Annotated in this window: 27 protein-coding genes; 5 read left to right on the forward strand and 22 right to left on the reverse strand. The window is 37.1% G+C overall.

The features are described 5' to 3' along the window. Positions 1-12 precede the first annotated feature (12 nt). The 3 genes from dnaK to hrcA are packed head-to-tail and all read right to left on the reverse strand — an operon-like array spanning position 13 to position 3,418. Complete coding sequence (gene dnaK / locus EO114_RS00475; RefSeq protein ID WP_127060836.1) at positions 13-1,839, reverse strand: molecular chaperone DnaK; 1,827 nt, start codon at positions 1,837-1,839, stop codon at positions 13-15. Between the two features lie 50 nt (positions 1,840-1,889). Continuing rightward, positions 1,890-2,393, reverse strand: a complete 504-nt coding sequence (grpE, locus tag EO114_RS00480; RefSeq protein ID WP_126940320.1) for a nucleotide exchange factor GrpE — start codon at positions 2,391-2,393, stop codon at positions 1,890-1,892. Positions 2,394-2,404: 11 nt separating this feature from the next. Then, a complete protein-coding gene (gene hrcA / locus EO114_RS00485; RefSeq protein WP_127060839.1) occupies positions 2,405-3,418 on the reverse strand; it encodes a heat-inducible transcriptional repressor HrcA in 1,014 nt (337 codons plus the stop codon). A 582-nt stretch (positions 3,419-4,000) separates the two neighbouring features. Between hrcA and EO114_RS00490 the strand changes: the two genes are divergently transcribed. Continuing rightward, on the forward strand, positions 4,001-4,360 hold the full coding sequence (locus EO114_RS00490; protein WP_127060842.1) for a hypothetical protein: 360 nt from the start codon (positions 4,001-4,003) through the stop codon (positions 4,358-4,360). Positions 4,361-4,775: 415 nt separating this feature from the next. Here EO114_RS00490 and EO114_RS00495 read toward each other — a convergent pair whose 3' ends face one another. The 6 genes from EO114_RS00495 to EO114_RS00515 all read right to left on the reverse strand — a co-directional run bounded on the left by EO114_RS00495 (position 4,776) and on the right by EO114_RS00515 (position 10,326). Beyond that, complete coding sequence (locus tag EO114_RS00495) at positions 4,776-5,366, reverse strand: nitrite reductase (protein ID WP_126940323.1); 591 nt, start codon at positions 5,364-5,366, stop codon at positions 4,776-4,778. Positions 5,367-5,406: 40 nt separating this feature from the next. Beyond that, complete coding sequence (gene hemW / locus EO114_RS00500; protein ID WP_164723723.1) at positions 5,407-6,567, reverse strand: radical SAM family heme chaperone HemW; 1,161 nt, start codon at positions 6,565-6,567, stop codon at positions 5,407-5,409. Continuing rightward, positions 6,567-8,366, reverse strand: coding sequence for a translation elongation factor 4 (gene lepA / locus EO114_RS00505; RefSeq protein WP_062403449.1), 1,800 nt, complete (start codon positions 8,364-8,366; stop codon positions 6,567-6,569). The genes hemW and lepA overlap by 1 nt, the downstream gene beginning before the upstream one ends. Positions 8,367-8,377: 11 nt before the next feature. Then, positions 8,378-9,439, reverse strand: coding sequence for a tRNA 2-thiouridine(34) synthase MnmA (gene mnmA, locus EO114_RS00510; protein ID WP_127060844.1), 1,062 nt, complete (start codon positions 9,437-9,439; stop codon positions 8,378-8,380). A gap of 194 nt (positions 9,440-9,633) precedes the next feature. Beyond that, positions 9,634-9,807: a hypothetical protein gene (locus EO114_RS07810; RefSeq protein WP_164723724.1), complete on the reverse strand. Its 174-nt coding sequence runs from the start codon at positions 9,805-9,807 to the stop codon at positions 9,634-9,636. Positions 9,808-10,125: 318 nt separating this feature from the next. Beyond that, positions 10,126-10,326 (reverse strand): hypothetical protein, encoded by a 201-nt coding sequence (locus tag EO114_RS00515; RefSeq protein WP_127060847.1) that lies wholly within the window; start codon positions 10,324-10,326, stop codon positions 10,126-10,128. A 381-nt stretch (positions 10,327-10,707) separates the two neighbouring features. On the opposite strand from EO114_RS00515, the gene EO114_RS00520 reads away from it, so the two are divergent. After that, complete coding sequence (locus EO114_RS00520) at positions 10,708-11,355, forward strand: DNA-binding transcriptional regulator (RefSeq protein ID WP_127060849.1); 648 nt, start codon at positions 10,708-10,710, stop codon at positions 11,353-11,355. A gap of 231 nt (positions 11,356-11,586) precedes the next feature. Here EO114_RS00520 and EO114_RS00525 read toward each other — a convergent pair whose 3' ends face one another. The 6 genes from EO114_RS00525 to EO114_RS00550 all read right to left on the reverse strand — a co-directional run bounded on the left by EO114_RS00525 (position 11,587) and on the right by EO114_RS00550 (position 17,139). Further along, positions 11,587-12,552 (reverse strand): ISL3 family transposase, encoded by a 966-nt coding sequence (locus tag EO114_RS00525; protein WP_127060852.1) that lies wholly within the window; start codon positions 12,550-12,552, stop codon positions 11,587-11,589. 194 nt (positions 12,553-12,746) lie between these two features. After that, positions 12,747-13,259: a hypothetical protein gene (locus EO114_RS00530; RefSeq protein ID WP_127060854.1), complete on the reverse strand. Its 513-nt coding sequence runs from the start codon at positions 13,257-13,259 to the stop codon at positions 12,747-12,749. An 18-nt stretch (positions 13,260-13,277) separates the two neighbouring features. Continuing rightward, positions 13,278-14,345: an ABC transporter substrate-binding protein gene (locus EO114_RS00535; RefSeq protein WP_127060856.1), complete on the reverse strand. Its 1,068-nt coding sequence runs from the start codon at positions 14,343-14,345 to the stop codon at positions 13,278-13,280. Positions 14,346-14,362: 17 nt separating this feature from the next. After that, entirely contained in the window at positions 14,363-15,310 is a 948-nt protein-coding gene (locus tag EO114_RS00540; RefSeq protein ID WP_127060859.1) for an aldo/keto reductase, read from the reverse strand. A 15-nt stretch (positions 15,311-15,325) separates the two neighbouring features. After that, entirely contained in the window at positions 15,326-16,120 is a 795-nt protein-coding gene (locus EO114_RS00545; protein WP_127060862.1) for an ABC transporter ATP-binding protein, read from the reverse strand. Beyond that, entirely contained in the window at positions 16,117-17,139 is a 1,023-nt protein-coding gene (locus EO114_RS00550; RefSeq protein ID WP_127060865.1) for an iron ABC transporter permease, read from the reverse strand. The genes EO114_RS00545 and EO114_RS00550 overlap by 4 nt, the downstream gene beginning before the upstream one ends. 351 nt (positions 17,140-17,490) lie before the next feature. Here EO114_RS00550 and EO114_RS00555 point away from each other — a divergent pair, with 351 nt between their 5' ends. From EO114_RS00555 to EO114_RS08035, 3 genes are all read left to right on the forward strand, one after another. Next, positions 17,491-19,248 carry an IS1634 family transposase gene (locus EO114_RS00555; RefSeq protein ID WP_127060867.1) on the forward strand — a complete coding sequence of 586 codons (1,758 nt, stop codon included), beginning with the start codon at positions 17,491-17,493 and terminating at the stop codon, positions 19,246-19,248. 74 nt (positions 19,249-19,322) lie between these two features. Next, entirely contained in the window at positions 19,323-20,051 is a 729-nt protein-coding gene (locus EO114_RS07955) for a transposase (RefSeq protein ID WP_240629042.1), read from the forward strand. Between the two features lie 336 nt (positions 20,052-20,387). After that, positions 20,388-20,705, forward strand: coding sequence for a transposase (locus EO114_RS08035; RefSeq protein ID WP_370447298.1), 318 nt, complete (start codon positions 20,388-20,390; stop codon positions 20,703-20,705). Positions 20,706-20,907: 202 nt separating this feature from the next. Here the strand turns inward: EO114_RS08035 and EO114_RS00570 are convergent, their stop codons facing one another. From EO114_RS00570 to EO114_RS00590, 7 genes are all read right to left on the reverse strand, one after another. Then, positions 20,908-21,483 (reverse strand): shikimate kinase, encoded by a 576-nt coding sequence (locus tag EO114_RS00570; protein ID WP_206168639.1) that lies wholly within the window; start codon positions 21,481-21,483, stop codon positions 20,908-20,910. After that, complete coding sequence (locus EO114_RS00575) at positions 21,480-22,028, reverse strand: ECF transporter S component (protein WP_127060873.1); 549 nt, start codon at positions 22,026-22,028, stop codon at positions 21,480-21,482. Before EO114_RS00575 ends, EO114_RS00570 begins: the two co-directional genes overlap by 4 nt. Before the next feature lie 120 nt (positions 22,029-22,148). Continuing rightward, complete coding sequence (locus EO114_RS07815) at positions 22,149-22,304, reverse strand: hypothetical protein (protein ID WP_164723725.1); 156 nt, start codon at positions 22,302-22,304, stop codon at positions 22,149-22,151. Continuing rightward, positions 22,297-22,443, reverse strand: coding sequence for a hypothetical protein (locus EO114_RS07820; RefSeq protein WP_164723726.1), 147 nt, complete (start codon positions 22,441-22,443; stop codon positions 22,297-22,299). The genes EO114_RS07815 and EO114_RS07820 overlap by 8 nt, the downstream gene beginning before the upstream one ends. 141 nt (positions 22,444-22,584) lie before the next feature. Then, complete coding sequence (locus EO114_RS00580; RefSeq protein ID WP_127060875.1) at positions 22,585-23,826, reverse strand: methionine gamma-lyase family protein; 1,242 nt, start codon at positions 23,824-23,826, stop codon at positions 22,585-22,587. Between the two features lies 1 nt (position 23,827). Continuing rightward, positions 23,828-24,775, reverse strand: coding sequence for a tRNA (adenosine(37)-N6)-dimethylallyltransferase MiaA (gene miaA / locus EO114_RS00585; protein WP_127060877.1), 948 nt, complete (start codon positions 24,773-24,775; stop codon positions 23,828-23,830). Between the two features lies 1 nt (position 24,776). Further along, positions 24,777-25,556, reverse strand: coding sequence for a class I SAM-dependent methyltransferase (locus EO114_RS00590; RefSeq protein ID WP_127060879.1), 780 nt, complete (start codon positions 25,554-25,556; stop codon positions 24,777-24,779). Position 25,557 lies beyond the last annotated feature (1 nt).

Consider the following 25,557-nt stretch of genomic DNA (forward strand, 5'->3'; position numbering starts at 1 on the left):
TGTCCCTTCTTATTATTTTTTGTCTTCGTCAACTACTGTGTAGTCAGCGTCTACTACATTATCATCTTGTTTAGGAGCTTCTTGTCCACCTTGTTCGCCTTGAGCTTGCGCTTGTTCGTACATTTTAGATGACAATTCGTATAAAGGAGCTGTCAATGCTTCGCTATCAGCTTTAATTTTTTCAATATCGCCAGACTCAATAGATGCTTTTAACGTTTCTGTCGCTTTTTTAACAGCTTCTAATTGTGCTGCATCAGTTTTACCTTCAAAGTCTTTTACTGCTTTTTCAGCTTGGTATACCAAGTTATCAGCATTGTTTTTCACTTCTACTTCTTCTTTTTTAGCTTTATCTTCAGCTGCATGTGTTTCAGCTTCTTTTACCATGCGGTCGATTTCTTCATCGCTTAAACCGGAAGACGATGTAATTGTGATTGCTTGCTCTTTACCAGTACCAAGATCTTTTGCTTTTACATTAACGATACCGTTAGCATCGATGTTGAATGTAACTTCGATTTTAGGTACTCCACGAGGAGCTGCTGGGATACCGGACAATTCGAAACGGCCCAATGTTTTGTTAGCTGCTGCCATGTCACGTTCCCCTTGTAATACATGGATATCAACGGAAGGTTGGTTATCTGCTGCTGTGGAGAATACTTGAGATTTAGATGTAGGGATTGTTGTATTGCGGTCGATAATACGAGTGAAAATACCACCCATAGTTTCGATACCTAAAGACAATGGAGTTACGTCAAGTAACAATACGTCTTTTACTTCACCTACTAATACACCACCTTGAATCGCAGCACCGATAGCTACACATTCATCAGGGTTGATGTTTTTTGTTGGTTCTTTACCTAATTCGCGTTTGATCGCATCTTGTACTGCAGGAATACGAGTAGATCCGCCTACTAACAATACTTTGTCAATTTCAGAAGCAGATAAACCAGCATCTTTCATTGCTTTACGAGTAGGCTCGATAGTTGCTTCTACTAAGTCACGAGTTAATTCATCAAATTTAGCACGAGTTAATGTTACGTCTAAATGTTTAGGGCCTGTTGCATCCGCTGTGATGAATGGCAAGTTGATTTGTGTGCTAGCCACTCCAGACAACTCAATTTTAGCTTTTTCAGCAGCTTCTTTTAAACGTTGATCCGCTAATTTATCATTGGATAAATCAATACCAGTTTCTTTTTTGAATTCGCTGATTAAATAATCCATAATGCGTTGGTCAAAGTCGTCACCACCTAAATGGTTGTTACCAGATGTTGCCAATACTTCGAACACGCCTTCACCCAATTCAAGAATGGATACGTCGAATGTACCACCACCAAGGTCGAATACAAGGATTTTACCGTCTTCACCTTTATCTACACCGTATGCCAAAGCAGCTGCTGTAGGTTCGTTGATGATACGTAATACTTCTAAGCCTGCTACTGTACCAGCGTCTTTTGTAGCTTGACGTTGAGAGTCAGTGAAGTATGCAGGAACAGTGATAACTGCTTGTTTTACTGGTTCCCCTAAATGAGCTTCTGCATCAGCTTTAATTTTTTGTAGAATCATAGCAGAGATTTCTTGTGGTGTATAGGATTTACCTTCTACATTCACTTTGTAATCTGTACCCATATGACGTTTAATAGAAATGATTGTGTTTTCAGGGTTAGAAACTGCTTGACGTTTAGCTAATTGACCTACTAAACGTTCGCCATTTTTTGCAAAACCTACTACGGAAGGAGTCGTTCTAGCTCCCTCTTGGTTTGTAATAACAGTTGGTTCGCCGCCTTCCATTACTGCGAAACAAGAATTTGTTGTACCTAAGTCAATACCAATTACTTTTGCCATTTAACATGACCTCCTAATACTTCTTCTAATATGTTAATTATAATAATTAATTATCCGTTATGGACTACTTTCACCATGGCTGGACGTACCACGCGGCCTTCTACAGTATAGCCAGTTTGTAATACTTCACACACAGTGTCATCTTCCATATCTTCAGCTGGCACACGCATGATAGCTTGGTGGTAATTTGGATCAAATGGTTGACCCACAGCTTCAATCACCGCTAATCCTTGTTTTGATAGGCTTGCCATCAAGCTTTGTTGAATCATTACAAATCCTTCCATGAAAGCCTTCGTTTCTGGCGTTTCAGGTGCTGAAAGTGCTCTTTCAAAATTATCTAATACTGGGAGTAAATCTTCAATAACATGAGATTTAACAAATACCCCTAATTGTTCTTTTTCTTGGTTCGTACGACGTCTGAAGTTTTCAAAATCTGCTTGCAAACGCATGTATCGTTGCTCCCATTCTTTCGTAGGGTCTACTGCTTCAGGAGCTTCTTCTTCCAAAACTTCCACTTCAGGAGTGACTGTTTCTTCTTGTTTATTTTCTTCCATACTTCACCTCTTTACAGCTTCTTTTTCTGTTCTTGTAATTCTTCCATGCACTTATTAATATAGGCTAGGATACCCATAATACGGCCATATTCCATTCGTGTAGGACCTACAATAGCGAGGGTACCTACTTGATGAGGAACATTGAAACTTGCTTGGATAACACTGATATCTTTCACCAGTTCGTTGGAGTGACCTATTTTTACATCGATAGGACTACTAGAGTTTGGCGTTAATAATTGGGTTAACTCATCTTGTTGCTCCAATAAGGCTAACAGTGGTTGGGCCCGTTTAATATCGTTAAACTCTGGTTGTTCTAATAAGGATGTAGTTCCTATTGTATAGAATAGTTTTCGCTTAGCAATGGCTCGATATAATGTGTCACAAAAAACTACATACGTTGTATCTTGTAAATCTAAAGTTACCCGCATTTTGTCTAAGTTTTCTTGCGTGATATCCTGGATGGATACATCATGAAGTACACTATTAAAGCGATGCGCATGCATAGCTAATTCTTCTTTATTAATAGGTTCTGTAAAATAAATTGGCTCATTATCCAAAGCACCTGTATTCGTTACCACCACCATGACCGCTCTATGTTCATCGATAGGAAGAACATGGATATAGGTTATAGTAGATGAATCATGGGCGGGAGCTAAAAACATACTCACATTATGACTAATACGAGAAATAAGTTTTGCTATTTCTACAAAAAAATCATCAAGTTCTTGTTGATGAGTCTGCCATAACTCTTGAATTACAGGAATATCTTCAGCAGCATCGTCTTCAAACCCCTGTAAAGTGTCTACATAGTACTGGTAGCCTTTTGCCGAAGGAATCCGACCTGCTGATGTATGAGGTTGTTCAAGAAAGCCAAGATCTTCTAAATCAGCCATTTCATTTCGTACCGTCGCAGGACTGATACCTAAATCATAATTCTTTGCGATCGTACGAGAACCAACCGGTTCCGCTGTTTTAATGTAATCTTGAATGATAGCACGCAAAATGCGCTCTTTCCTTTCATCCATAGTATCACCTCGTTATTATTAGCACTCACTAAGGTTGAGTGCTAACTACAAGATATATAGTATCACATTTACAACATATGTCAAGTGAAAAATTGGTGAAAGTTCAGTAAATACCGTATTAGTCAAAAAAACAAACTTTTTGATTGTCTGGTTTGGTGAGATATGTCAGTACTAATTTGGGCAAAGGGAAAAGCACGGCACTTTCCTCCACAAACTGATCCTACGGTAGGTTTGCTCCGGAACATGCCCTGCTCTTCTGGGGTTGTCATCAATTAGACTATTAGCTTAACATATCTCACCAACGCATCCAATTGGGTGGAAGTTTGAGGGCGAGCGTTGCTGTGATCCTCTACGTTAGCTCTTACATAGTGCATTATATAGACATACCTCACTAACGCATCTACTCGGTGTGAGATTTAATCGATGTATTCCCCCTTTTAAAATTGTATCGTCATTGAAATGATAGTATAATGATATTAAGATTAAATATTGGAAACTATTAAGATATTAGGCTTTGTAAGATGCTAGGACTTAGCTTAATCTTGTTTTAGATTAATGATTTCTGTAAAGGAAAGGTAGTATATGAAATTTATTGTATTACAACGTGATGACATTGAAAATTTTATACATATTGAGCATGCACAGGTTCATGATTTAATAAACGAAGATCATCATAACGAATTAGCACACATATTGGACTATGCAAAACACGGAGAACAATTACAGTTCATAAAAAAAAGTAGTACACTCCTACCTAAAGGACTACGACTGCTGTATGTCCCACCATTGGAAGCACTTGGTATCACTACAGGTGAAACTTCAGTTACACTTGAGTGGACTGGATTAAAAGAAGATACATTATACATCATACAAGATGAAGAACCACTTAAACTGCGTATTACGAACCCAAAAGCTGTGGTGTACTATAAGACTATTGGTTAATTTACTCTCATTAACTAAGATATCGTATTTAATATAATAAATAATCTCTATGTTTCCATTTATAAGAATTAGTCCTAATTAAAATTGACATTTATTTCTTCATTCAGTATAATAGAGGCAAGATTAGTGCAACAATCCCTACGGGGACCTGTGCGAAAAATCCCCCCCTCTGTTATATAGAGGAGGGGGATTTTTACATCGACGCATAATTAATTCAATCACGCCCCCAAAAGAACGCCATTAAGTGTAGTAGCCTTGTGGCGATTTTTTGCATATATTATTCTAATGCAAGAAGCGCGCGGTGTCCTCCTTCATAAACATTATGAAATACCGTTTGTGAGGAGTATACCGTGCTCTTCCTTTTAATATATTTAGTTTAGTTAGCCACAGGCTACATAACATCACAAGTGACGTTTTACTGAAATGGATTCCCCAATCGTTGTAATACATGCTCAAACTTCTCTTTTGGCTTCGCATTAGTGCTATACCATTCTAAAAGCTCTGAGATTTTCTGCTCTGCTTCTTCCGGGGATAATCCTTCTAGCAAGGTAATTGCTTTTCGAGGTAAGGCGCCGCTTGTGCCACCTGCTACTAAGGTAAAGCCATTTGGTTTTCCCACTAGGCCGATGTCTTTGATCATAGACTCTGCGCAGCATCGTGGGCAACCGCTGATGCCGATGCGAATTTTGTTCGGCATATCTTTGCCGTAGTGTTTTTGGTCTACCATAGTCGCCATCGGAATGGTTTCCATAAAGGCATGGCTACATCCATCTGTACCTCGGCATGCCACGATGGAGTTCACCGATTTATGTTGTACTTGCACCACTCCATCTGGTAAGTGTTCCAAGATGGATTCCTTTTGTTCTTTTGTAATGTCATAAATTTGAATGCCTGTAGGAACGATACGGAACTTTCCATTATGTTCTTTCGCTAGGCTAAAAATTGCCTCCATTTGTTCGTATGTGAACTCACTGAATAAGGCATGTAAAATAACTGCTGTTTTCATAAAACTCTCCTAAATTAACTGTATGGGCGTACATTCCTACTTAGGACGTAAGGAACTGACTAAACACATAATTCCCATGCTTGGCCCCTTCCTTAGTGAGCCGATATGCATCATCTTCATAAACAAGCAATTGTTTACGCATTAGATCTGCAATGACAGATCCATATATATTATGAAAGTCTAGATTAAATCGACTTTCAAATAAACTAGGTACTAACCCCCACTTTGTGCGCAATGCAAGAAAGCAAAAATCTTCATAGTCACGAGGGCTGGTGATAATTTCTTCCTCTATGCAAGGACTTTCACCCATTTCAATCTTATGGATGTAAGGTACCACGTAAGGAGTATTCTGAAATCGCCGATTTCCCACAAAAGAATGAGCGCCGGCACCAAAGCCGATGTAATCAGTGCCATGCCAGTATTTGATATTATGACGACTGAAAGCCCCATCTTTACCAAAACTAGCAATTTCATATCTATCGAACATCTGTTTTTCTAACCCTTCTACAAGGTAGTCGTACATCTGTTCGCATATATCTTCAGACGGTAATATGACCGAATGATCCATGACTTGGCGATGTAATAAGGTACTAGGTTCCACTTGTAGGCCATAGATAGAGATATGATTTATGGGCAAAGATTGAATGATATCTAGATTATAAGAAATGTCTTCCAATGTTTGCCCGGGTAATCCATAGATCTGATCAATGCTAATATTCCGGAACCCTACCTTATGGGCATCTAGGACAGCTTGTTGTGCCATCTTTGCCGTATGAGTTCGGTGCAATATACGTAAATGGTCATCACGGAACGTTTGCACACCAAAGCTGATGCGGTTGATGCCAAGCTCATATAAATGTCGCAAGTATTGTGTGTCTACTTCACCTGGATTTGCCTCTATAGTAATTTCCACATCGCTGTTGATGGTGTACTGTTTGTACACTGTCTCTAATATACGATTCAATTCCTTAATGGACAACACAGTCGGTGTTCCACCGCCGAAGTAAATCGTATCGAAGGGCTTTGTCCCCAACAGGGATTGACTAGATTCAATCTCTTGTCGCAACGCATAGGCGTACACATCAAAATAGTCTTCTAAACCTTGGTACGAAGGGAAATCACAGTAGGTACACTTTTGACGGCAAAAGGGAATGTGGATATACATTCCCCTGTGACCTACTGGAATACGAGTTGTATTCATTAGTTTTCTACTTTCAAAATCGCCATGAACGCCTCTTGTGGAATCTCTACAGACCCTACAGCTTTCATACGTTTTTTACCTTCTTTTTGTTTTTCTAGCAATTTACGTTTACGGGAAATATCGCCACCGTAACATTTTGCCAATACGTCTTTACGCCATGCTTTTACCGTTTCACGAGCCACAATTTTTGTTCCTACTGCCGCTTGGATTGGAATTTCAAAGTTTTGACGTGGAATCAATTCTTTCAATTTCTCAGCGAGGGCACGGCCACGTAATTGAGCGCGATCTTTGTGAACAATAATACTCAAGGCATCAACAGGATCTCCGTTTAGCAAGATATCCATTTTCACCATTGGAGATTGTTGGTAGCCAATCAATTCGTAGTCCAATGATGCATAGCCTTTCGTAGCAGATTTCAATTTATCAAAGTAATCGTAAATAATTTCCCCTAGTGGCAAATGATAAACAATGGATACACGGCTTTCATCAATGTATTCCATGCTGATGTATTCCCCACGTTTGTCCTGTGAAAGTTCCATAATGGCCCCTACATAATCTTTAGGGACGATAGTGGTAGCCTTTACATATGGCTCCTCTACATAGTCGATTTCAGTTGGCGGTGGTAATTTAGCAGGGTTGTCCACTTCGATGACTTCCCCATTAGTTTTGTATACCTTATAGTTTACGCTTGGAGCAGTCGTAATCAAGGATAGATTATACTCCCGTTCCAATCGTTCTTGGATGACATCCATGTGTAATAGTCCAAGGAAACCACAACGGAATCCAAAACCTAGTGCCAAGGATGTTTCTGCTTCGTATTCTAAAGCAGCATCGTTTAGATTTAGTTTTTCTAAGGCATCCCGTAAGTTTTCATAATCTTTGGAATCTGTTGGGTATAGACCACAATATACCATGGACACGGCTTTACGGTATCCTGGTAATGGTTCTTCAGCTGGATTATCTGCTTTTGTGATCGTATCCCCTACACGACAGTCACGAACGTTTTTAATACTTGCCGCTACACAGCCTACAGAGCCACATGGTAGCTCTTGCACTGGTAATAAATGCGGTGTAAATACGCCTAACTCAGTGACCTCAAAATCCTTAGAACTGTGCATCATACGGATGGTATCTTTTACTTTCAAAGAACCTTCTTGCACACGTACGTAAGCAATGGCACCTTTGTAGGAGTCAAAGCGAGAGTCGAAAATTAAAGCACGTGCTGGTTTATCAGAATGATCTGGTGGCGCAGGAATTTTCTCTACAATAGCCTCTAAAATATCTTGGATACCAATACCAGACTTCGCACTGGCCAAAATTGCGTCAGATGCATCTAATCCAATAACGTCTTCGATTTCACGTTTCACACGCTCAGGATCTGCACTTGGCAAATCAATTTTATTAATGACAGGAATGATTTCCAAATCATGTTCCAATGCTAAATAGACATTGGCCAAAGTTTGCGCCTCTACACCTTGTGCAGCATCAACCACCAACAAGGCTCCTTCGCAAGCTGCCAAGGAACGGGATACTTCATAGCTGAAGTCCACGTGACCTGGTGTGTCGATTAAATTTAATGTATATTCTTGTCCATCTTTTGCAGTGTGCAATAAACGAACGGATTGGGCTTTAATTGTAATGCCCCGTTCCCGTTCTAGGTCCATGGAGTCCAAGACTTGGGCTTGCATTTCCCGTTTCGTCAAAGACCCAGTTTCTTCGATTAAACGATCCGCTAGCGTGGACTTACCATGGTCAATATGAGCAATGATACAAAAATTACGAATATGTGATGTACTCATGACTTCCCTTTCTAACAAACAATATCTATTACACCACCACCGAGAACTCGACTTCCTTCGTAGAATACGACAGATTGCCCCGGTGTAATGGCGCGTTGTGGTTCCGTAAATTCAACTTTCATAGTACCGTCCTCTGTGAAAGTAACAGTACATGGTGATGGTTTCGCAGCATACCGAATCTTACCTTCTGCTTGCAATGATGTGGGCACAACTCCATCTAGGAAGTTATAGTTTTTACACAACATGGTGCGAGAGAATAAACTTTCATTAGGACCTACGATAACCTCATTCGTTTCGCCATCTAATTTCACAACATAGAGAGGGTATGCATATGCAATGCCCAAGCCCTTACGTTGTCCAATTGTATAATTGTATAATCCATTATGCGTACCTAAAACCTCACCATTTTCATGGACAATACGCCCTGATTTAGGTTTCGATTTTGCTGTTTTTTCGATGAACCCTTGGTAATTGTGATTCGGCAAGAAACAGATATCTAAGCTATCTGGTTTATCCCATACAGGCAATTCTTTTTCATGAGCCATTTCGCGAGTTTTCGTTTTTGGTTGATTACCCAAAGGAAAGACCAAATGCTTCAAAATATCTTGGGTTAGTGTGTACAACACATAGCTTTGATCTTTCGTTGGATCGTCACCTTTATGTAATTCATAACGTTGTGCTGCTTCATTGTACATAACCTGCGCATAATGACCTGTCACCATGTGGGTAGCCCCTAAGGATAATGCACGTTGTAATAATAAATCGAACTTAATATTGCGATTACAGAACACGCATGGATTCGGTGTACGACCGTTGGAATATTCCGTGATGAAATAATCTACCACATTGTCTTTGAAAATATCTTTCGCATCCACCACATGATGTTCAATACCAAGAAAATCGCACATCTTCTTCGCATCCACCACAGCTTGTGGAATTTCGTCTTCCTCTGTATCGCTTACCCACAAACGCAAGGTAATACCAAATACCTTATACCCTTGTTCTAATAACATTGAAGCGGTTAAAGAACTATCTACGCCACCGCTCATAGCTACTGCATATACTTTGTCCATATTATCTCCTACCATCAAATTGATACATCAAAACAGATTGAAAGTCTGAAGATGTATAATTGAACAAAAAATTATACTTATACATATCACTATATTATACCGTATTCTATGGGAGTGTGACAATCACTTAAACGTATGATAGCTCAAATTGGTTATGATAACTAATAGAAAAACCACTTATATAGAAAAGTGGTTTAGAGATTAATATTATGTTTTTCTGCGTACTTTAAAGTTTTATAATATTTATAATATGATTCTATCGCTTCTTTAGGAGCTTTGTCTGTTAGTTTAAACTTCAATCGCCCTCTTCCATCTCTATATTCCGTATACCATTCTTCATTTTCTAAGAAATACGGCATATCCATCATAGTATCATCCCTCCATTTTTTAGAAAATGTACTTAAAATTCTAATTCTTTTAACTTTTCTCTCGCTTTATTAATATCTTGTTTTCTTAAATTGAAATTAAAAATTGAACACATATATAAAATTGTTCAAAATTTTTTTAAAACTTAAATTCCTCTTGAAAGCATCCACTGGAGACTCATATCCCAAAATCTTTCTGGGTAATGTATTTCACTAAGCTACAGAATTGTTTAGGACACTTTCGGGAACACTTTTTATGGGAGTCCCTTTAAGAATGCATCGTCGCAGTAATCCATTATGGAGTTCATTAGAGCCACGATCCTAGGCAGAGTTAGAATGGGAATAATATACCTGTATGCCCAATGCTGCCAACTTTGAAATACTAGCAAATTTTCGACCGTTATCTGCAGAAATTGTATGACATACTTTGAGCAATGGTAATTTGCTTTGGACTGAAAGCAACCATTCTTTCAAGTTTTCTTTCCCATCATCAGCTTTTGCTGAAGTACATCGTAAAACCACATATAAACGGCTTTTTCGTTTTTCAAAGGTAAGTAAAATATTACCTTCTTTATCTTTGATACCACGAACACTGTCTAGTTCCTAATGACCGAACTCAGTCCGTTCATCTACACTAGCTACTCGTTAACCAATCGATCTTCCTAATGCACGTTTATCTTTTCTAGTATGTAACTTCTTAGTGGATCTCTTTAGTAATAGCACCAGGTCTAGCCCTTTCACATTGATGAGACCTAATCCTAGATAGTTATACAATGTTTTTGTACATACCATCTGAGATGAGAAAAACAAGTGATTAGTTTGACATCTATATTAGATAGCAGTATATTATAGATAAATAAATTACTTAGATAGCGTAATATTTTAAAGAAAGAGGTAATGTCTATGAAGTTAATCAAAGAGTTTTTTGAAAGTCTCGAGCCTGTAGAAGATTTAAAATATAAAAAAGAATTGTTAGAGTTACATAATGAAATTGAAGATAGTTTATTAAAAGAGTATTTGAATGAATCTAGTAGTTTATATATCTGTGCTGAAGGTGGTCGAATCGTAGACCATTATTTTGACTGTATGTCTAATTTAGTATTCAAAGATTATGACACATATGAGTCATTTATTGAAAAGGAAGGAAAAGACAAAGACAAATATGTCGAATTTAAAGCTGTTGAATTTTGTTGGTGGTTGTATAAGTATATTATTGGATTACCTACTATTCAGGATCTTCGGGAATCATTATGTTTAACAAGAAAGACGGCTGCCTCCTTCCTTATGATTCCTAGCAGAAGTTTTGAGAATTGGGAATACGGAAGAAGTACACCGCCACTCTATGTAGAAAGATATATCTTTAAAACTCTTCTTTATAGAATTGAAAGAATGTGTCGAATGCGTGAACTGTGGCAATTCAGCTTCGATTTGGACCTTATGCATAAATGGTCAATTAGATTATTATTAATGACGCCAGAAGACATAGAAGAGTATATCGAAAATAAAGGCTCTATTGTGCCATTCTTGTCGAGAAAACTTGCAAATGCGTAATCTATAATAAGAATACCGATTTGCAATGATTAGTAATTTCTTGAATCGCGCGCTCTCTCTGTCCACTTTAGGCATGTACTGTCATAGAATCAGTACAGATAAAAAATAGAAATAAAAATAAGTCAACGAAAGCTGAAATTGTTTTTATAGATGCTTTGTCAAATATGGGGGCTACTCATATAAAAAGTTCTTAGCGCTAGCTATCTAAATAGCTAGTGCTATTCTTTTGGCTTATTGTATATATCTTTCTATGTTAGGTATGCTGTATATCTTAAATATCTTTCTAAAGGCTAATCTAAGCCCATATGCACGCCGTAGGTCATCGGATATACGTAATATTTCTAACAGCTTTATTCGCTCGCTTTCAGTTAATTTACCTGGGTTCTTCATAAGAACCCTTCGGTTATATTTGAGTGTTCTAGAATGTGCCACTAGCCTCTTTTGCTCACGCTTGCGTACACGCTCAAGAGCCCAATCGACCAAGCGACACACATGATAACGATCTGCTACAATATGCGCGTGAGGGAACACCGTTTGCATCACTAACCTAAATAATGGAGACATATCCATAACGATGTATTTAACCTGTTCTCTAGCTTCTTTAGTAAAGGTTCTGAAATATTGGATAAGAGCTCGCGTATCTCGTTTAGGTAAAATGTCTACGATAGAATGATTGTTTAAATCGGTTATGATAACTTGATACATCTGACCTTCGGCATTTCCTTTATATTCGTCAATACCTAGCACAGTAGGCAATTGTGTAGGCTTTGCAATGGCTAATTTAGAGCAATACCGAATAGCTGTAGATACAGAGACGCCACTGCGTTTAGCCATCTCGGTGTAGGATCCTTTTTCGCCGAGTTGTCTAAATAGATATTCCATATTAGTTTTACTAAGTCGCAAATAACGGCAAACAAAAGGGTTCTTTTCTATGAAAGTATGATTACATTCTTGGCACTTGTAACGTCTCTGTAAGTAGGTTGCAGTCACTTTGTGATGCTGTGCAGCACCAAACTTAACATCTCTCGGACGTTTACCTTTAGACTTTCTAGTGCTTGCTCCACAATGTGGACATACTTGCTCAGCTACCGGCATCTCAAGTGTATAGTGAATAGAACCATCTTCATTAACTTTTATATATTTAATATGTTCCTCTTTAATTTTAAAGACAATTTCTGTATAATTGACGTTAGACATATATGACTCATCCTTTCTTAATGGTTTGGTTGCTTTTAATGATACGGTATGAGTTTGTATATGTCTATTTTATTGCAATAAAACAAGTTGGCGATTACTCTTATATGAGTAGCCCCAACATTTATTATAGAGCCGATTTTTATATTTCCTCGTCTTTTTCTATGATGGGACTTTTGCAACAGCCCCTTTTTCTTTTATAGAACTTTTGCGTCATATACTTCTTCGGGCTTGGCGGCTAATAGTCTTGCTGCCATATCTTTTTTCATCTGAACCAAAGTAGCCTCTTCTTCTTCACTTCTATCTTCTTTTCTTGCTAATTCAACAAATTCTTTTAATACAAAGCCTGGTTTTATGGTTATAACAACTGTTTTATCTCTATATTTGAATTTAAAATAATATCTTCCATGAGGACTTTCTAAGATTCCTTCAGCTTCTTTTAAGTTAATGTCAACAGAAATTCTACCATCTGTTACGCATCTTGTTACCATTTCAAAAGCATCTATCCCTCCTGGTCCCGGAAATGCTGTAATCAGATATATCTCTCTTCTTTCTAATAATTTCCCATCATTTAAAAGTGGAAATGCTCTGCTCATGACCTGAAATGCATGAGCTACTCCCCCAGGATAACCTACGCCATGATAGTTTAGTAAATCATCAAAGCTATATTCTAATTCTTGTCCCTTTTCTAATACTTTTATTTTATTCATTCTTTCTCCTCCATTTAACTACTTACGCAATATTGTAGCAACTTCATCATCTGATAATGTGTAATCATATACATATTCAAAATATTTCTTTAACTCTACTTCCATGTCCATGTCTGAAAATAATTGTGGATACTGGATTTTTGCAGCCCATTTAACCATAAGCGGAGTTTCAACCCCGGGTGGATCCCACCTATAAACACCTATAGGAATTTTATATACTTGTTTATTAGCTACAGCATTAATTATTGACCAATCTCTACCTTCCTGCTTATTTTCAATAAAGTCTTCCGGCATTAAGTCTGACTGATTTCCTAAATAAATGATATCAGGGTTCCATAGTAGCATCTGCTCCATGTCCACTTCAGCTAATTTACCTTCAAGCTTGTGGGCCGGATTATAAGCTCCACTTGGGTTCATCCAATGGTTGTATTGATTTACAGCTATTTTCATGTCACTATAAAACTCTACAACTTTTGGTTTATCTTCATCTTTTATTTCAGCTAACTTTGATGCTACTTCATTAATTCCTTTGTCCATATATTCAACTAATAAGTCGCCACGTTCTTTCTTTTTAAGTACTTCAGATATTATTTTTATATTTTCTTTTATACTGTCAAATTCTGCCCTCTTTAAAGCTACTACCTTAAGTCCTGCCGCTTCCATTTTTTCAATTTCTTTTTTACCATTTGAATAAATAAACACAACATCTGGCTTTAGCTTCAATAACTCTTCCACGTTAACAACTGAGTCTTTTGAAACCCATTTAGTATTCGCATTAGCTAGTTCTGGATACATGTTTTTTAAAACACTTTCCTCAAGGGCCTTAATAGAAGATGGGTTACTTCCTACAATTTTATCTGTCCTTCCATCAATTGCATATATTATAGACGGAAAAGGCTTATCTACCGTTGCAATTCTTTCCGGTGCTTTTTCAAATTTAATCGTTTTTCCTCTAACATCAGTAACCGAATATCCGCTTTGATTGTTTTCACTGGTTTCATTTTTATTGCTTTGAGAGTTGCCGAAGCAAGCATTTAAAATTAAGACTAAAGCTAAAATGAATAATAAACTAATACTTTTTTTCATTCTTCTTCCTTTGAAAATTATATACTTAGTGGATAAACTCTAAACAAATCTGCAACTTCTTCTCTTAATATATGAGGTCTTTGTCTAAGAGCTTTACCAACTTCTATCTTTCTTTCTAAATCAACCTGATTAATTCTTTCTTTTAATTTGCTTTCTTGTTCACCCCTTTCTTTTGCAGAGTATGGTTTTTGATATAGGGTTTTAATTGCTTCATTAATTTCATCTCTTGAATTAAAGGTTCCAAGTACAGAATCTATAAAAGGAAAGGACAAAACATATGCATATGCCGCCTGAACCAAAGTTTGGTCTTCTTTTATACGAATAGCGTTAAAAATATCTTTATAAAACAACAAGTCTCCTGTTGCCAGCGGGTTCATAGCTATTGTACCTATCTTTTTTTCATAAGTCTTCATTATTCCTTTTAATCTGTATTTGGAATTAATTATATTAAAACCCTGTAAGCTATAATCAAATTTATACTCCTCTATCATCTTAATTAGTTCTTTATTTTTTAAGTGTGAAGAAAAAGTAATATGCTTAATAAGCCCTTCTTCTCTTGCTTTTTCCATCTCTCTTATGGCTCCATAGCTTTTAGCTCCTCTCCATTCTTCAAAAGATTTTACACCCCAAAGACAAGTAAAAGAGTCAATACAACTTATTCCTAAATTCTTCAAAGAATTTTCAAGGTTTTTTCGAAATGTTTTAGAGTCTCCAGCATGCGTCTTTGACATAATATAAAATGGTTTTTTTTGCTTCTTCATTTCTTTTATTGCTGTACCTAATATAAGTTCTGAACAATTATTTCCATAAGTATCGCTGGTTTCAAAAAAATTTATTCCTTGTTCATATGCATAAAAGAAATTTTCTGCATGTTTATCTATATCTTCTGGATTCTTTAAGTGATGACTTCCCATAGATATCCTTGAAATTTGTATGTCTGTAGATCCTAATTTTCTATATTCCAAATCATTAACATCCTTTTATTGGTTCTCAATAGTTTTATATGGTGCTATTGTTTTGTATTCAATTTCTTCTGCTTGAAAATTTAAAATTTTAACTTTAACCTCAAAATACTTTTGTAAGTTGCTTTCAGTAATTGTTTTTGAACTTTCATCAAAGGTTTTTTTGTAGTCACTACCGATAAACAAGGTTTTGTCAGATATCTGCAATGCATGACCGGGAAAATGAGTGTTTATTATGCAAGCAGATTTTTTATTTACATTTATATGTTTAATTGCTTCTAATATTCTAATTTGATTCTTCATATCCAGATTTGACTCGGGTTCATCTAAAATAAGCAGTTTTGGATTAGAAACAAGAGCTCTCGCAATCATAACCATTTGAAGCTCTCCCCCGGATAACTCATCACAGTATCTATTTGATAGCTTTTCAACTCCTAATTCTTTTAAAGCTTCATAAGCTTTTTCATAATCTTCCTTCGTGGGTATATGGAAAAAGCTGTTTTCCTTGTCTAGGCCCATCACAACCATTTCTAAAACCCCATAACTAAAGACACTCTTCTTAGCTTGAGGAACGTAGCTTAAGTTTTCCCATAATTCTTTTTCACCATATTCATTTACATCTTTGCCAAAAAGCAAGGCTTTTCCCGTGTCCCATTTTAAAAATCCCATAAGACACCTTAACAAAGTAGTTTTGCCCACCCCATTGGGCCCAAGAATGGACATTACTTCCTCTTCTCTTAAATCAAATGAAATATCTTTTAAAATTTTTTTCTTACCATATGAAAAAGTACCATTTTTAACTTGTAGTATCATCTTCTCTCACCTGAATTTTTTCTAAGTATAGTAGCGAATAATGGCGCTCCTATAATAGCTGTTAATATCGAAATAGGAATTTCATTGCTTGTAACTGCTCTTGCAAGGGTATCTATCAACAATAAATAAATTGCACCCATAACACAACAAGTTGGAATAAGGTACCTATTATCATTTCCAATAACCATTCTTGCCATATGGGGAATTACTAAACCTATCCATCCTATAATTCCACATACAGAAACTGTAGTTGCAGTTATCAATGTTGATAATAAGATAACCCCAATACGTAATTTTTTTACATTAATTCCTAAAGACCTAGCCTCGTCAGAATCTAGAGATAAAAGATTCAATTTCCACCTTAAGAGGAAGAAGCCGAAAATACAGGGTATTATTATTATTGAACAAATAGCAACATCTCTATAGGATACACTTGCTAAACTTCCCATCAACCACATAGTAATAGTTGGAAGCTTGTCTTCTGGATCTGCTATATATTTAGTAAATGATATTAAAGCATCAAATAGTGACTTTACAATTACTCCAGATAAAACTAATACATACAAATCTGTTCGTTTTTTTACCCTAGATAGGTTTAAAACTATATAGACTGCTAAAAGCCCCAAAAACAAAGAAACCTGCTGGGTTACTATCATGTCTTGAGATAATAATATAGATAAAGCTGCCCCAAAACCTGCTCCTGAAGACACTCCTAGTAAGTCTGGGCTAACTAATGGGTTTGAAAAAACAGTTTGATATGCTGCCCCTGCCAGCGATAGCCCAGCGCCTACTAAAACTCCCATAAGTATTCTAGGTAGTCTTATGTCAATCACTACGCTTGCTACATGTGCATCTAAGCCACTAACATCTCCAGTTATTGTTTTGTATATAATCATAAATACTTCATGGGGGCTAACTGGATATCTTCCTAAACAAATAAAAGTTAGTATTAAAAGCAATAACAATACAGAGAGAACCAATATGCATAATTTTTTATTTTTAAAGATGCCTTTTCCCATTTATCCAGCCTTTCTAATTAATAGTAAACATCTTTTGATATCATAAAACCTTTTAACATCAAAATAAAGTTAAGAACTGATTTACTTTAAATTTGTATGTGATAATCTATATCAATTATATTTCCTATGCCCTGTATTGTCAAGCCAAATTTCACTCCCGTCTTCCGTCGAAGTACTATGAAAGTTCCGACGTTTTAAATTTCTAATAGCCTATTTAATTTTACGCAATTTTTTTAAACCCTTTATTTTAAAGGCTTTTCTTGCACAAAAAATATTTCAAAAAATTTGATTAAATTTTTAAAGTATGTTATAACCATAGTACTTCATAGTACTTTTATTTTAGAGGTGGTTATGGCTTATTTTTTGAGAAAAGAAAAGAAGAAAAAAGGGACTTATCTTCAGATGTATGAATCATTTTGGGATAAGGATAAAAAGCAACCGAGAACAAAAAATGTAAAATCTTTTGGTTATGTTGAGGATTTGATTTCAGGTGAGATTCCGGATCCTGTTAAATTTTACAGCGACTATGTAAAAGATCAAAATGAAAATAGAACAAAAGCTCTTTCTGAAGAATCACGTCCTCGTGCATTTTTTACCCCTGTTGAACTTAATATAGGACACTTCTTGCTCTACTCATTAATTGATGAGCTTGATGTTAAGGAAACTATTGATATAATTGCTTCTCAAATGCGTTTTCAGTTCTCTGTATTTGACTTAATTACTCAACTTATTTATGCAAGGGTTATATCACCATGCTCTAAGTCAAAGGCAGCCTCTCATGTCTTTCCATACCTTTATGGCAGCTCAACAATCTCTGAAGACCAAGTATATGACGGGTGTTCTTTCATAGGAGAGTCTTATAAAAAGTACATTGATTTATTTAATCACTCTTATGAAAAATATTTTAAAAGAGATTTAAGCAATGTATTTTTCGATTGTACTAATTATTACTTTGAAATTGATCTTCCTAGCGATGACAAGCAAAAGGGACCTTCAAAAGAGAATAGGCACTCTCCGATAATAGGGCAAGCTTTACTTTTAGACACTGATCTGGTACCTGTCTCCATGCAAATGTATCCCGGAAATGAATCGGAAAAACCATATATCAGAAAAGTTATTGAAGAAATGAAGCAACGACATAACGTATCAGGTAAGACCATACAGGTGGCTGATAAAGGCCTTAATTGTGCAAGAAATATTTATACTGCCGCTAAAGAAGCTAATGACGGCTATATATTCTCAAAATCAATACATGGTAAGAATCTAAGTGAAAAGGAAAAGAAATGGATTCTACTTGAAAATGACGCAAATGTCTTTTCTAACTACACTGATGAAAAAGGTAATATATCTTTTCGTCTTAAATCATGTATTGACAGCTTTGATTACAGTTTTAAAGAGATTGATCCGGAAACAGGAAAAGAAAGTGTTACAAGGTTCTCTGTAAAGGAAAAGCGTATCGTCTCTTATAATCCTAACCTTGCAAAGAAACAAAGGCTTGAAATAATGAAGATGGTTGATAAAGCTTCAAAGTTTTCTACATACAAAAATATAGCAAAAGATGAACTTGGAGATTGTGCTAAATATGTAGATATTATAACTAAAGATAGTGCAGGCAAGACAATAAAGCCTATAATAGATTTAAATAAATCTAAGATTGATGAAGACCTTAAATATGCAGGATATAATCTTTTAGTGACATCCGAGATAGATATGGAGCCTTTACAGGTATATAAAACATACCATAGCCTATGGAAGATCGAGGAATCTTTTAGACTTACAAAATCATACCTGGATGCAAGACCTGTTTATTTACAGAAAAAAGAAACAATCTATGGGCATTTTTTGATATGCTACCTTAGCTTGTTTCTTTTAAGAGTATTAGAAATCAAGTGCTTCAAGAATAAAATAAACTCTTATGACTTGATCAACTTTATGCGTGATTTTAGGGTGGTAAATAAAGGTGATAATACATATATCAATATATCAAGAGATCAGGCTATTAACGAAAAGATTAAAAAACTGGTTGGTTTTAGTAACCTTGATGCCCTCTATTTAACAAAAGCTGAAGTCGACAATTTCTTTCAAAACTGCATGCTCTTGGATAACTAGAGTACTAGGTTTTGAGAGAAACGACGGAAGTCAGGTAGTATAATAGAGACATATCAAATGAGAGGTGTTCCGATATGTCTTTTAAGCCAAATCAAAATCAGCAGATTACCCTGCATGACAGTTTTATAAACCAAACGCCAAGAACACAAAAGATGATCATGAATTCCTGGTGTAAAGATTTTGCCGATATTGTCTTTCCGGCAATTAATGAAGAACGTTTTTCTGTACTTTATAGTTGCAATAGCGCATCAAGGCCAAATACACCTGTTAATTTTACGGTTGGTAGTCTGATACTCAAAGAAAATAACGGCCTTACTGATGATGAACTTGTTGAATCTATCTGTTGTGACGTCCGCTATCAGTATGCACTTCACACCACACATTTAAAGGAACAGCCTGTCAGTGACAGGACGTTCAGCCGTTTCCGCGAACGACTTTACAACTATGAAATGGAAACAGGCCGTAACCTCCTTGAAGAGGAAATGATGCATCTGGCAGATGTATATGATAAATATATGAACCTCAATTCCAATATCAAGCGCATGGACAGTCTGATGATCGCATCCAGATGCAAACGTATGTCTCGGCTTGAAATCATATATCAAAGCACTTCCAATGCCATTCGTCTGATCCACAGACTTGGTAACGAGGAATTGATCGCTGCTGACCTTATGCATTACCTGAATGAAGATGACTACAACCGGGCCATTTACTATTGCAAGAGTGACGATGTCATGCCCCGTTTAGAGAAAGCACTTCAAGAGGCCGAAAAAGTCAAAGAACTCATGTCAGATGAATCCTAGTATGAATTTTCTGAGTATCAGCTGCTCATACCTGTTCTTGCTGAACAGAGCAAGAGCGATGTGGACGGAAAACTCTGCCCAAAAACAAAAATGAAATTACTGCATCCAGTCTTCAGAATCCATCGGATCCGGATGCAACCTATCGGAGTAAAGCGGGCAAAAATCATAAAGGCTATGTCTGTAATCTTGTTGAAACGGTTGGCGAAAATGGTGACAGCCTCATTACCATGACTGGGTATGAGCAAAACATACACAGTGACAGTGCCTTTTTCAAGGAATATCTTGAACGTCGTGCAGAAGATGCCGAACCCGAAATCATGATTACCGATGGAGCTTATGGCGGAAACCTGCAGATGCAAACCTCAAAGGAAAAACTACGCAGTTCATGTTTCGGCCACCATGGCAGAAAGAGCTCGATACATGGAAAAATTATCCACAGACAAATATATACAATTGACGAAAAAGCGGAACGCAGTAGAAGGAATTCCATCCGTACTGCGCAGACGTTTTCGTATAGATGATATACCGACATTCGGATACCTGAGGTCTAGGCAATTCGTTCTGCTCAAGATCGGGACATATAATTTTAACAAGCTGTTAAGACATAACCGACGCATAGGGGGACAGTCTGCCCAAAATCTGGCAATAGCCTAGAAAATAGTGGAAGATACCCCTGCATATAAAGCAATATCATAAATAATACAATAAATTTTCACTCGAAAATAATTTAGGAGAGGAAAGTGGGCGTATAAATATCTGCTTTTGACACCCTAACCAAAATATATCTTTAGGCTTTTTTTAATCAGCATAAAAGATCATGATAAGAAAATCTGATTTTTGCGGCCGGAATTTAATTCTAAATAATAGCGATAATATCTGAATTCTCTTTTATCTTAAATTTATTAAAATATGCCTTTTCTTTAGGAATCCATTTTTTATTATATTCCTGCAGTTTATCGGCTCCCTCCCTAATGAAAAGTCGGGTTTGCTGCCTTTCCACTGTGATATCCAAAAAGATTTTAAGATCATAGATTTTAACAAATCTTGGATGCAGAGAATAGCTTCCTTCTATCACACTGATATTTGAATACCGCTTTATACATTCTCCGGATTTTGGAAAGTCCATTATTTTACAATCAAAGGGACGGTATAAAATATTTTCCTTGAAAATCAGTTTATTAATAACCTCATTTTCAAAGCGTTCATAATCTATATTTCCTCCGATTTCAAGAAGCCTTCCCTCTGTCCTTTGATGTTTTTGAAGATAAAAATCGTCAGTATGAAAAACTGTGGCATTATATTTTTCTTCAAGTATATCTGCAAGAGTGGTTTTACCGGCTCCGCATCTTCCGTCTATACCGATAATTAAATCGGATTTTTTTAGAATCATTGTATCTATAACCGAATAAATATCTTTTATAAGCATAATCATATACCGGTATTCCTGAATTTTAATAATTTTGCTCCGGAAAGTGCAGTGATTATCAGCGGAATAAGTATTAATTGAATTATTATACCGGGTATTGCATTAACAAATGCACCCGCAAGGAATGCCGACAGGGTAAAACCTGTTCCCTTTACATTAAGTAAAACAAGCTGTGATAATCCCCATATCACCCTTCCTGCAATCATTGCGTTAATAAGTGCATAATAAATTTTATATAATCCCTTTAGAGAGGATTTAAAAAACAGATGTCCTGATACACTGCCATAGGCTGCCATTTCAAATGCCATTGATATTGCAACAGGATAGACGGGCGGCATCCCAAAAAGGAAGGAACGAAATAAAGGAAGGATAAAGCCCAGTGCAAAACCGTACTTCCGTCCGCAAATAAATCCGCACAGCAACACCGGTATATGCATCGGCAAAAGCATACTGCCAATAGCAGGTATTTGTCCGGTAAGAAATGGAAGAAAAAGCCCTATAGACAGTAGCAATGCACTTATTGACAGTTTTTGTATATTATTTTTATTCATAATTACCTCTTATAAGATTATAGCATATTAAATATATAATATTTCAAAATAAACAGATGTAATTTATAATGTGAGTATTGGGATTTTTAATTTTAATGGGTGTCCATTTTCATTATATAACTAAGAAATATCTTGTTTTACTAAGTTGGCAAATGCTTTAACGACTTCCCATTCATCTTCGTGCAATCGGATTTGATGACCTTGTTTAGCCTCGCTATATCCTTTACGCCACCCAACTTTACGGCCTGCACCTTCTCGTGCTCCACCTCTAGGCATCCTTATCACCACCCATGAATTTAGCTATAATTGTAATTGCATAGCTAACAACAAAGCCATTAATCCATGAATTCCAATCTAACCCTGTGTAAATTTTGGCGATAAACACAACAATTGCTAATACTACGTACACTTTCAATATTGTTTTCATACTTTTCACGTGTCACAACGGATATATATTGAGAGATTTCTTCTAGCAGTAAGGCTACTATCGAACCGACAATCTCCATCCATTCTTTCTTTCACATCGTCCCCCTTTCCATACTAGTAAAAAAATATTCTACCCTCTATGTTTTAATATTTCTTCCGCAGCACCCAAGATACCTAACATGGAGTGTTCAAACACAAGCCCGCCTTGCATAAAGATGGTATACGGTGGTCGTACTGGTCCGTCTGCACTTAGTTCAATGGAAGATCCTTGTACGAAAGTTCCGCCAGCCATGATGATTTTATCTTCGTAGCCAGGCATATCTCCTGGAATAGGGTGAACATGAGCATCTACAGGGCTATAGGCTTGCATGCCACGGCAGAAGTATTCCATTTCTTCTGGTCCATGTAGATTGATAGCTTGGATCAAGTCAAAGCGTGGTGCATCGACTTTTGGGAATACTTCATATCCCAATAAGGTTCCCACCGCTGCTGTATAGACAGCTCCTTTCAAGGCTTGTAATACCACATGAGGTGCTAAGAATAATCCTTGGAAGAATAGACGATATCCCGGTGCGTAGGATCCCATATGGTCACCCAATCCTGGAGCCGTTAACTGATATCCCACTTGTTCTACTAGGTCATCTCGACCTACTACGTAACCACCGGTAGGAGTAATACCGCCGCCAGCATTTTTAATGAGAGAGCCTGCCATAATATCTGCCCCTACTTCTAGAGGCTCTCTAGTTTCTGTAAATTCACCATAACAATTATCCACAAAGGTTATGGTCTCAGGGTTTACTTCTTTTATAGCTTTCACAATGATACCAATATCTTCCACAGATAAAGGTTCTCGTGTGCTATATCCTCTAGAACGTTGAATTACTACCACGCGAGTATCTTTTGTAACAGCTTGGCGAATGCCCTCTAAATCGTAGGTGTTATTCACCAAAGGAACTTCTTTATAGATGAAACCTTGCTCTGTTAAGGATCCTGGTACATGACGTGACGCACCAATGACGGATTGCATCGTATCATATGGTTGCCCTACAGCATAGACAAACACTTTTCCTTTCGCCCCGTTTCCTAAGATAGCTTGCAAGGTTGTGGCTAATGCATGGGTGCCGGACACGAAATGAGGGCGCACGATAGCACGCTCTCCTTTAAATACGTGAGCGAACACCTCGTCTAGTTTCTCACGACCCACATCATTGTAACCATAGCCACTGGTGCCATTAAAATGATAATCTGAAAGCTGGCACTCTTTAAATGCTTCCAGTACTTTTTTTGTATTATATAACGCCACAGGCTCAAATTTTTTGAACTCTTTTTCAGCTAACTCAAGAGCCTGTTGACGGATTTCTTCTACAGTCATTCTATTCCTTTCTATGTATAGAAAACTCAAAACTAGTTTTAACCAGTTCCATAGATTCCTCATAAATGCTTTCTTCACTGCGATTCGGAGTGATAGAAATCCACTGAATATACGGCATCCGTTTATACCACGTAATTTGCCGCTTTGCAAATTGTCGTGTATGTTGTTGGACTAATTCAATAGCCCGTTCTTTTGAATATTCCCCGTGAAAGTAAGGAATAATCTCTTTATACCCAATGCCTTTGAAAGCCTGTGAATCTGATTTTACACCCGATTCCAACAGCTGTTCTACTTCCTCAAATAAGCCATCTCGAACCATATACTCTACTCGAAGGTTAATCCGCTCGTATAGTTCTTCTCTAGACCGTTCTAAGCCGATTACAGGTCCATGAAAGACTAATCCTTCTTTTGATGGCGTTAATAAGGCATGTCCCTCACCAGCTAAGACACACTCGATCGCACGGTATAGGCGATGTTTATCTTGAAATGGTAAGGTAAGACCTTCTTTTTCAGCCAATTCATTAGCATAGGCTTGCAAACCTTCTAATCCAGAGGTATCAAAAATTTTATCTAATTCAAGGCGCAAACTGTCATTGCGAGGTACATCTAAAAAGTCATAGCCCTCTAGTAAGGATTGTACATACAGGCCAGTACCACCAGATAAGATAGGAATCTTACCGTCCTTGTTAACGACATCTATGACAGTGTTAGCTTGTGTATTGAACTCGGCTACACTGTACGACTCATTAGGCTCATGGGTATCGATGAAATAATGAGGCACTCTGTTCAATTCTTCAAGGGTAGGTTTGGCAGTGCCAATGGTCAACCCTTTATAGATTTGGTATGCATCCCCAGATAATACAGGGGACTGTAATGTTTCCGCCATCCGCAGGGTAAGGACTGTTTTCCCTACTGCGGTAGGACCCAAAATAGTGATTAACTGGTTCATCTTACCTCCTTTCATAGATACCATAGGCAATGGAACTATATTTACCACCCACCATTTCTATGGGGGGTATGTCTTTGAATAGACGACTGCCTTTGCGCTCTTTAATGACCAAACGTTTCGATTTTTCCAAGCCGATTTCTACAATGCCTGGACGTATCTTAGATTTTAGTAAATGACCACGCCATTGTATAAATTGAGGACTTTCATAAACCGGATTTTCAAACATAGGGTCCAAATAGATAACATCATACTGATTAGGTTTTATCTGTTTTAAATAATCCTGATAATTGCAAATAACTAATTGAATACGACGCAATGCCTCTGATACACTTGGATTCTTATGTTGAAAGTGTCGAAATCCATAATTGGTGATATACCCCAAGATAGGATGTCCTTCAATAGCCGTATGACGTGTTAACTGTGGACAACCATAGCTGATAATAGCACTATCGGCTCCTAAGCCGGCAGTACAATCTAAAACAGATGTGGCCGTTTCATAGCCGATAGCTCGCAGAAGATGGTCTGTATGTCCACGGTCGATTTCTAACAAGCGCAAATGTGCCATAGATAGATGAAATTGATGAGGTATTCCCTCTTTTGTTACAAAAGAAGGACCTTCCTTGGTCACTACTAAGGCACCCGCACAATGATGTGCATCTAATAATTCTTCCACGGACTGATGCTTACGCGGCACATAGGGCATTTGCAGGAGTTGACTTAGATCCTTAGCCTGTTCAATGAGATATGCATTTGTCTTTGAACTTGTGCTAATAAGATACATA

It is taken from the genome of Veillonella sp. 3627, assembly GCF_003992195.1.
Classification (GTDB): Bacteria; Bacillota; Negativicutes; order Veillonellales; family Veillonellaceae; genus F0422.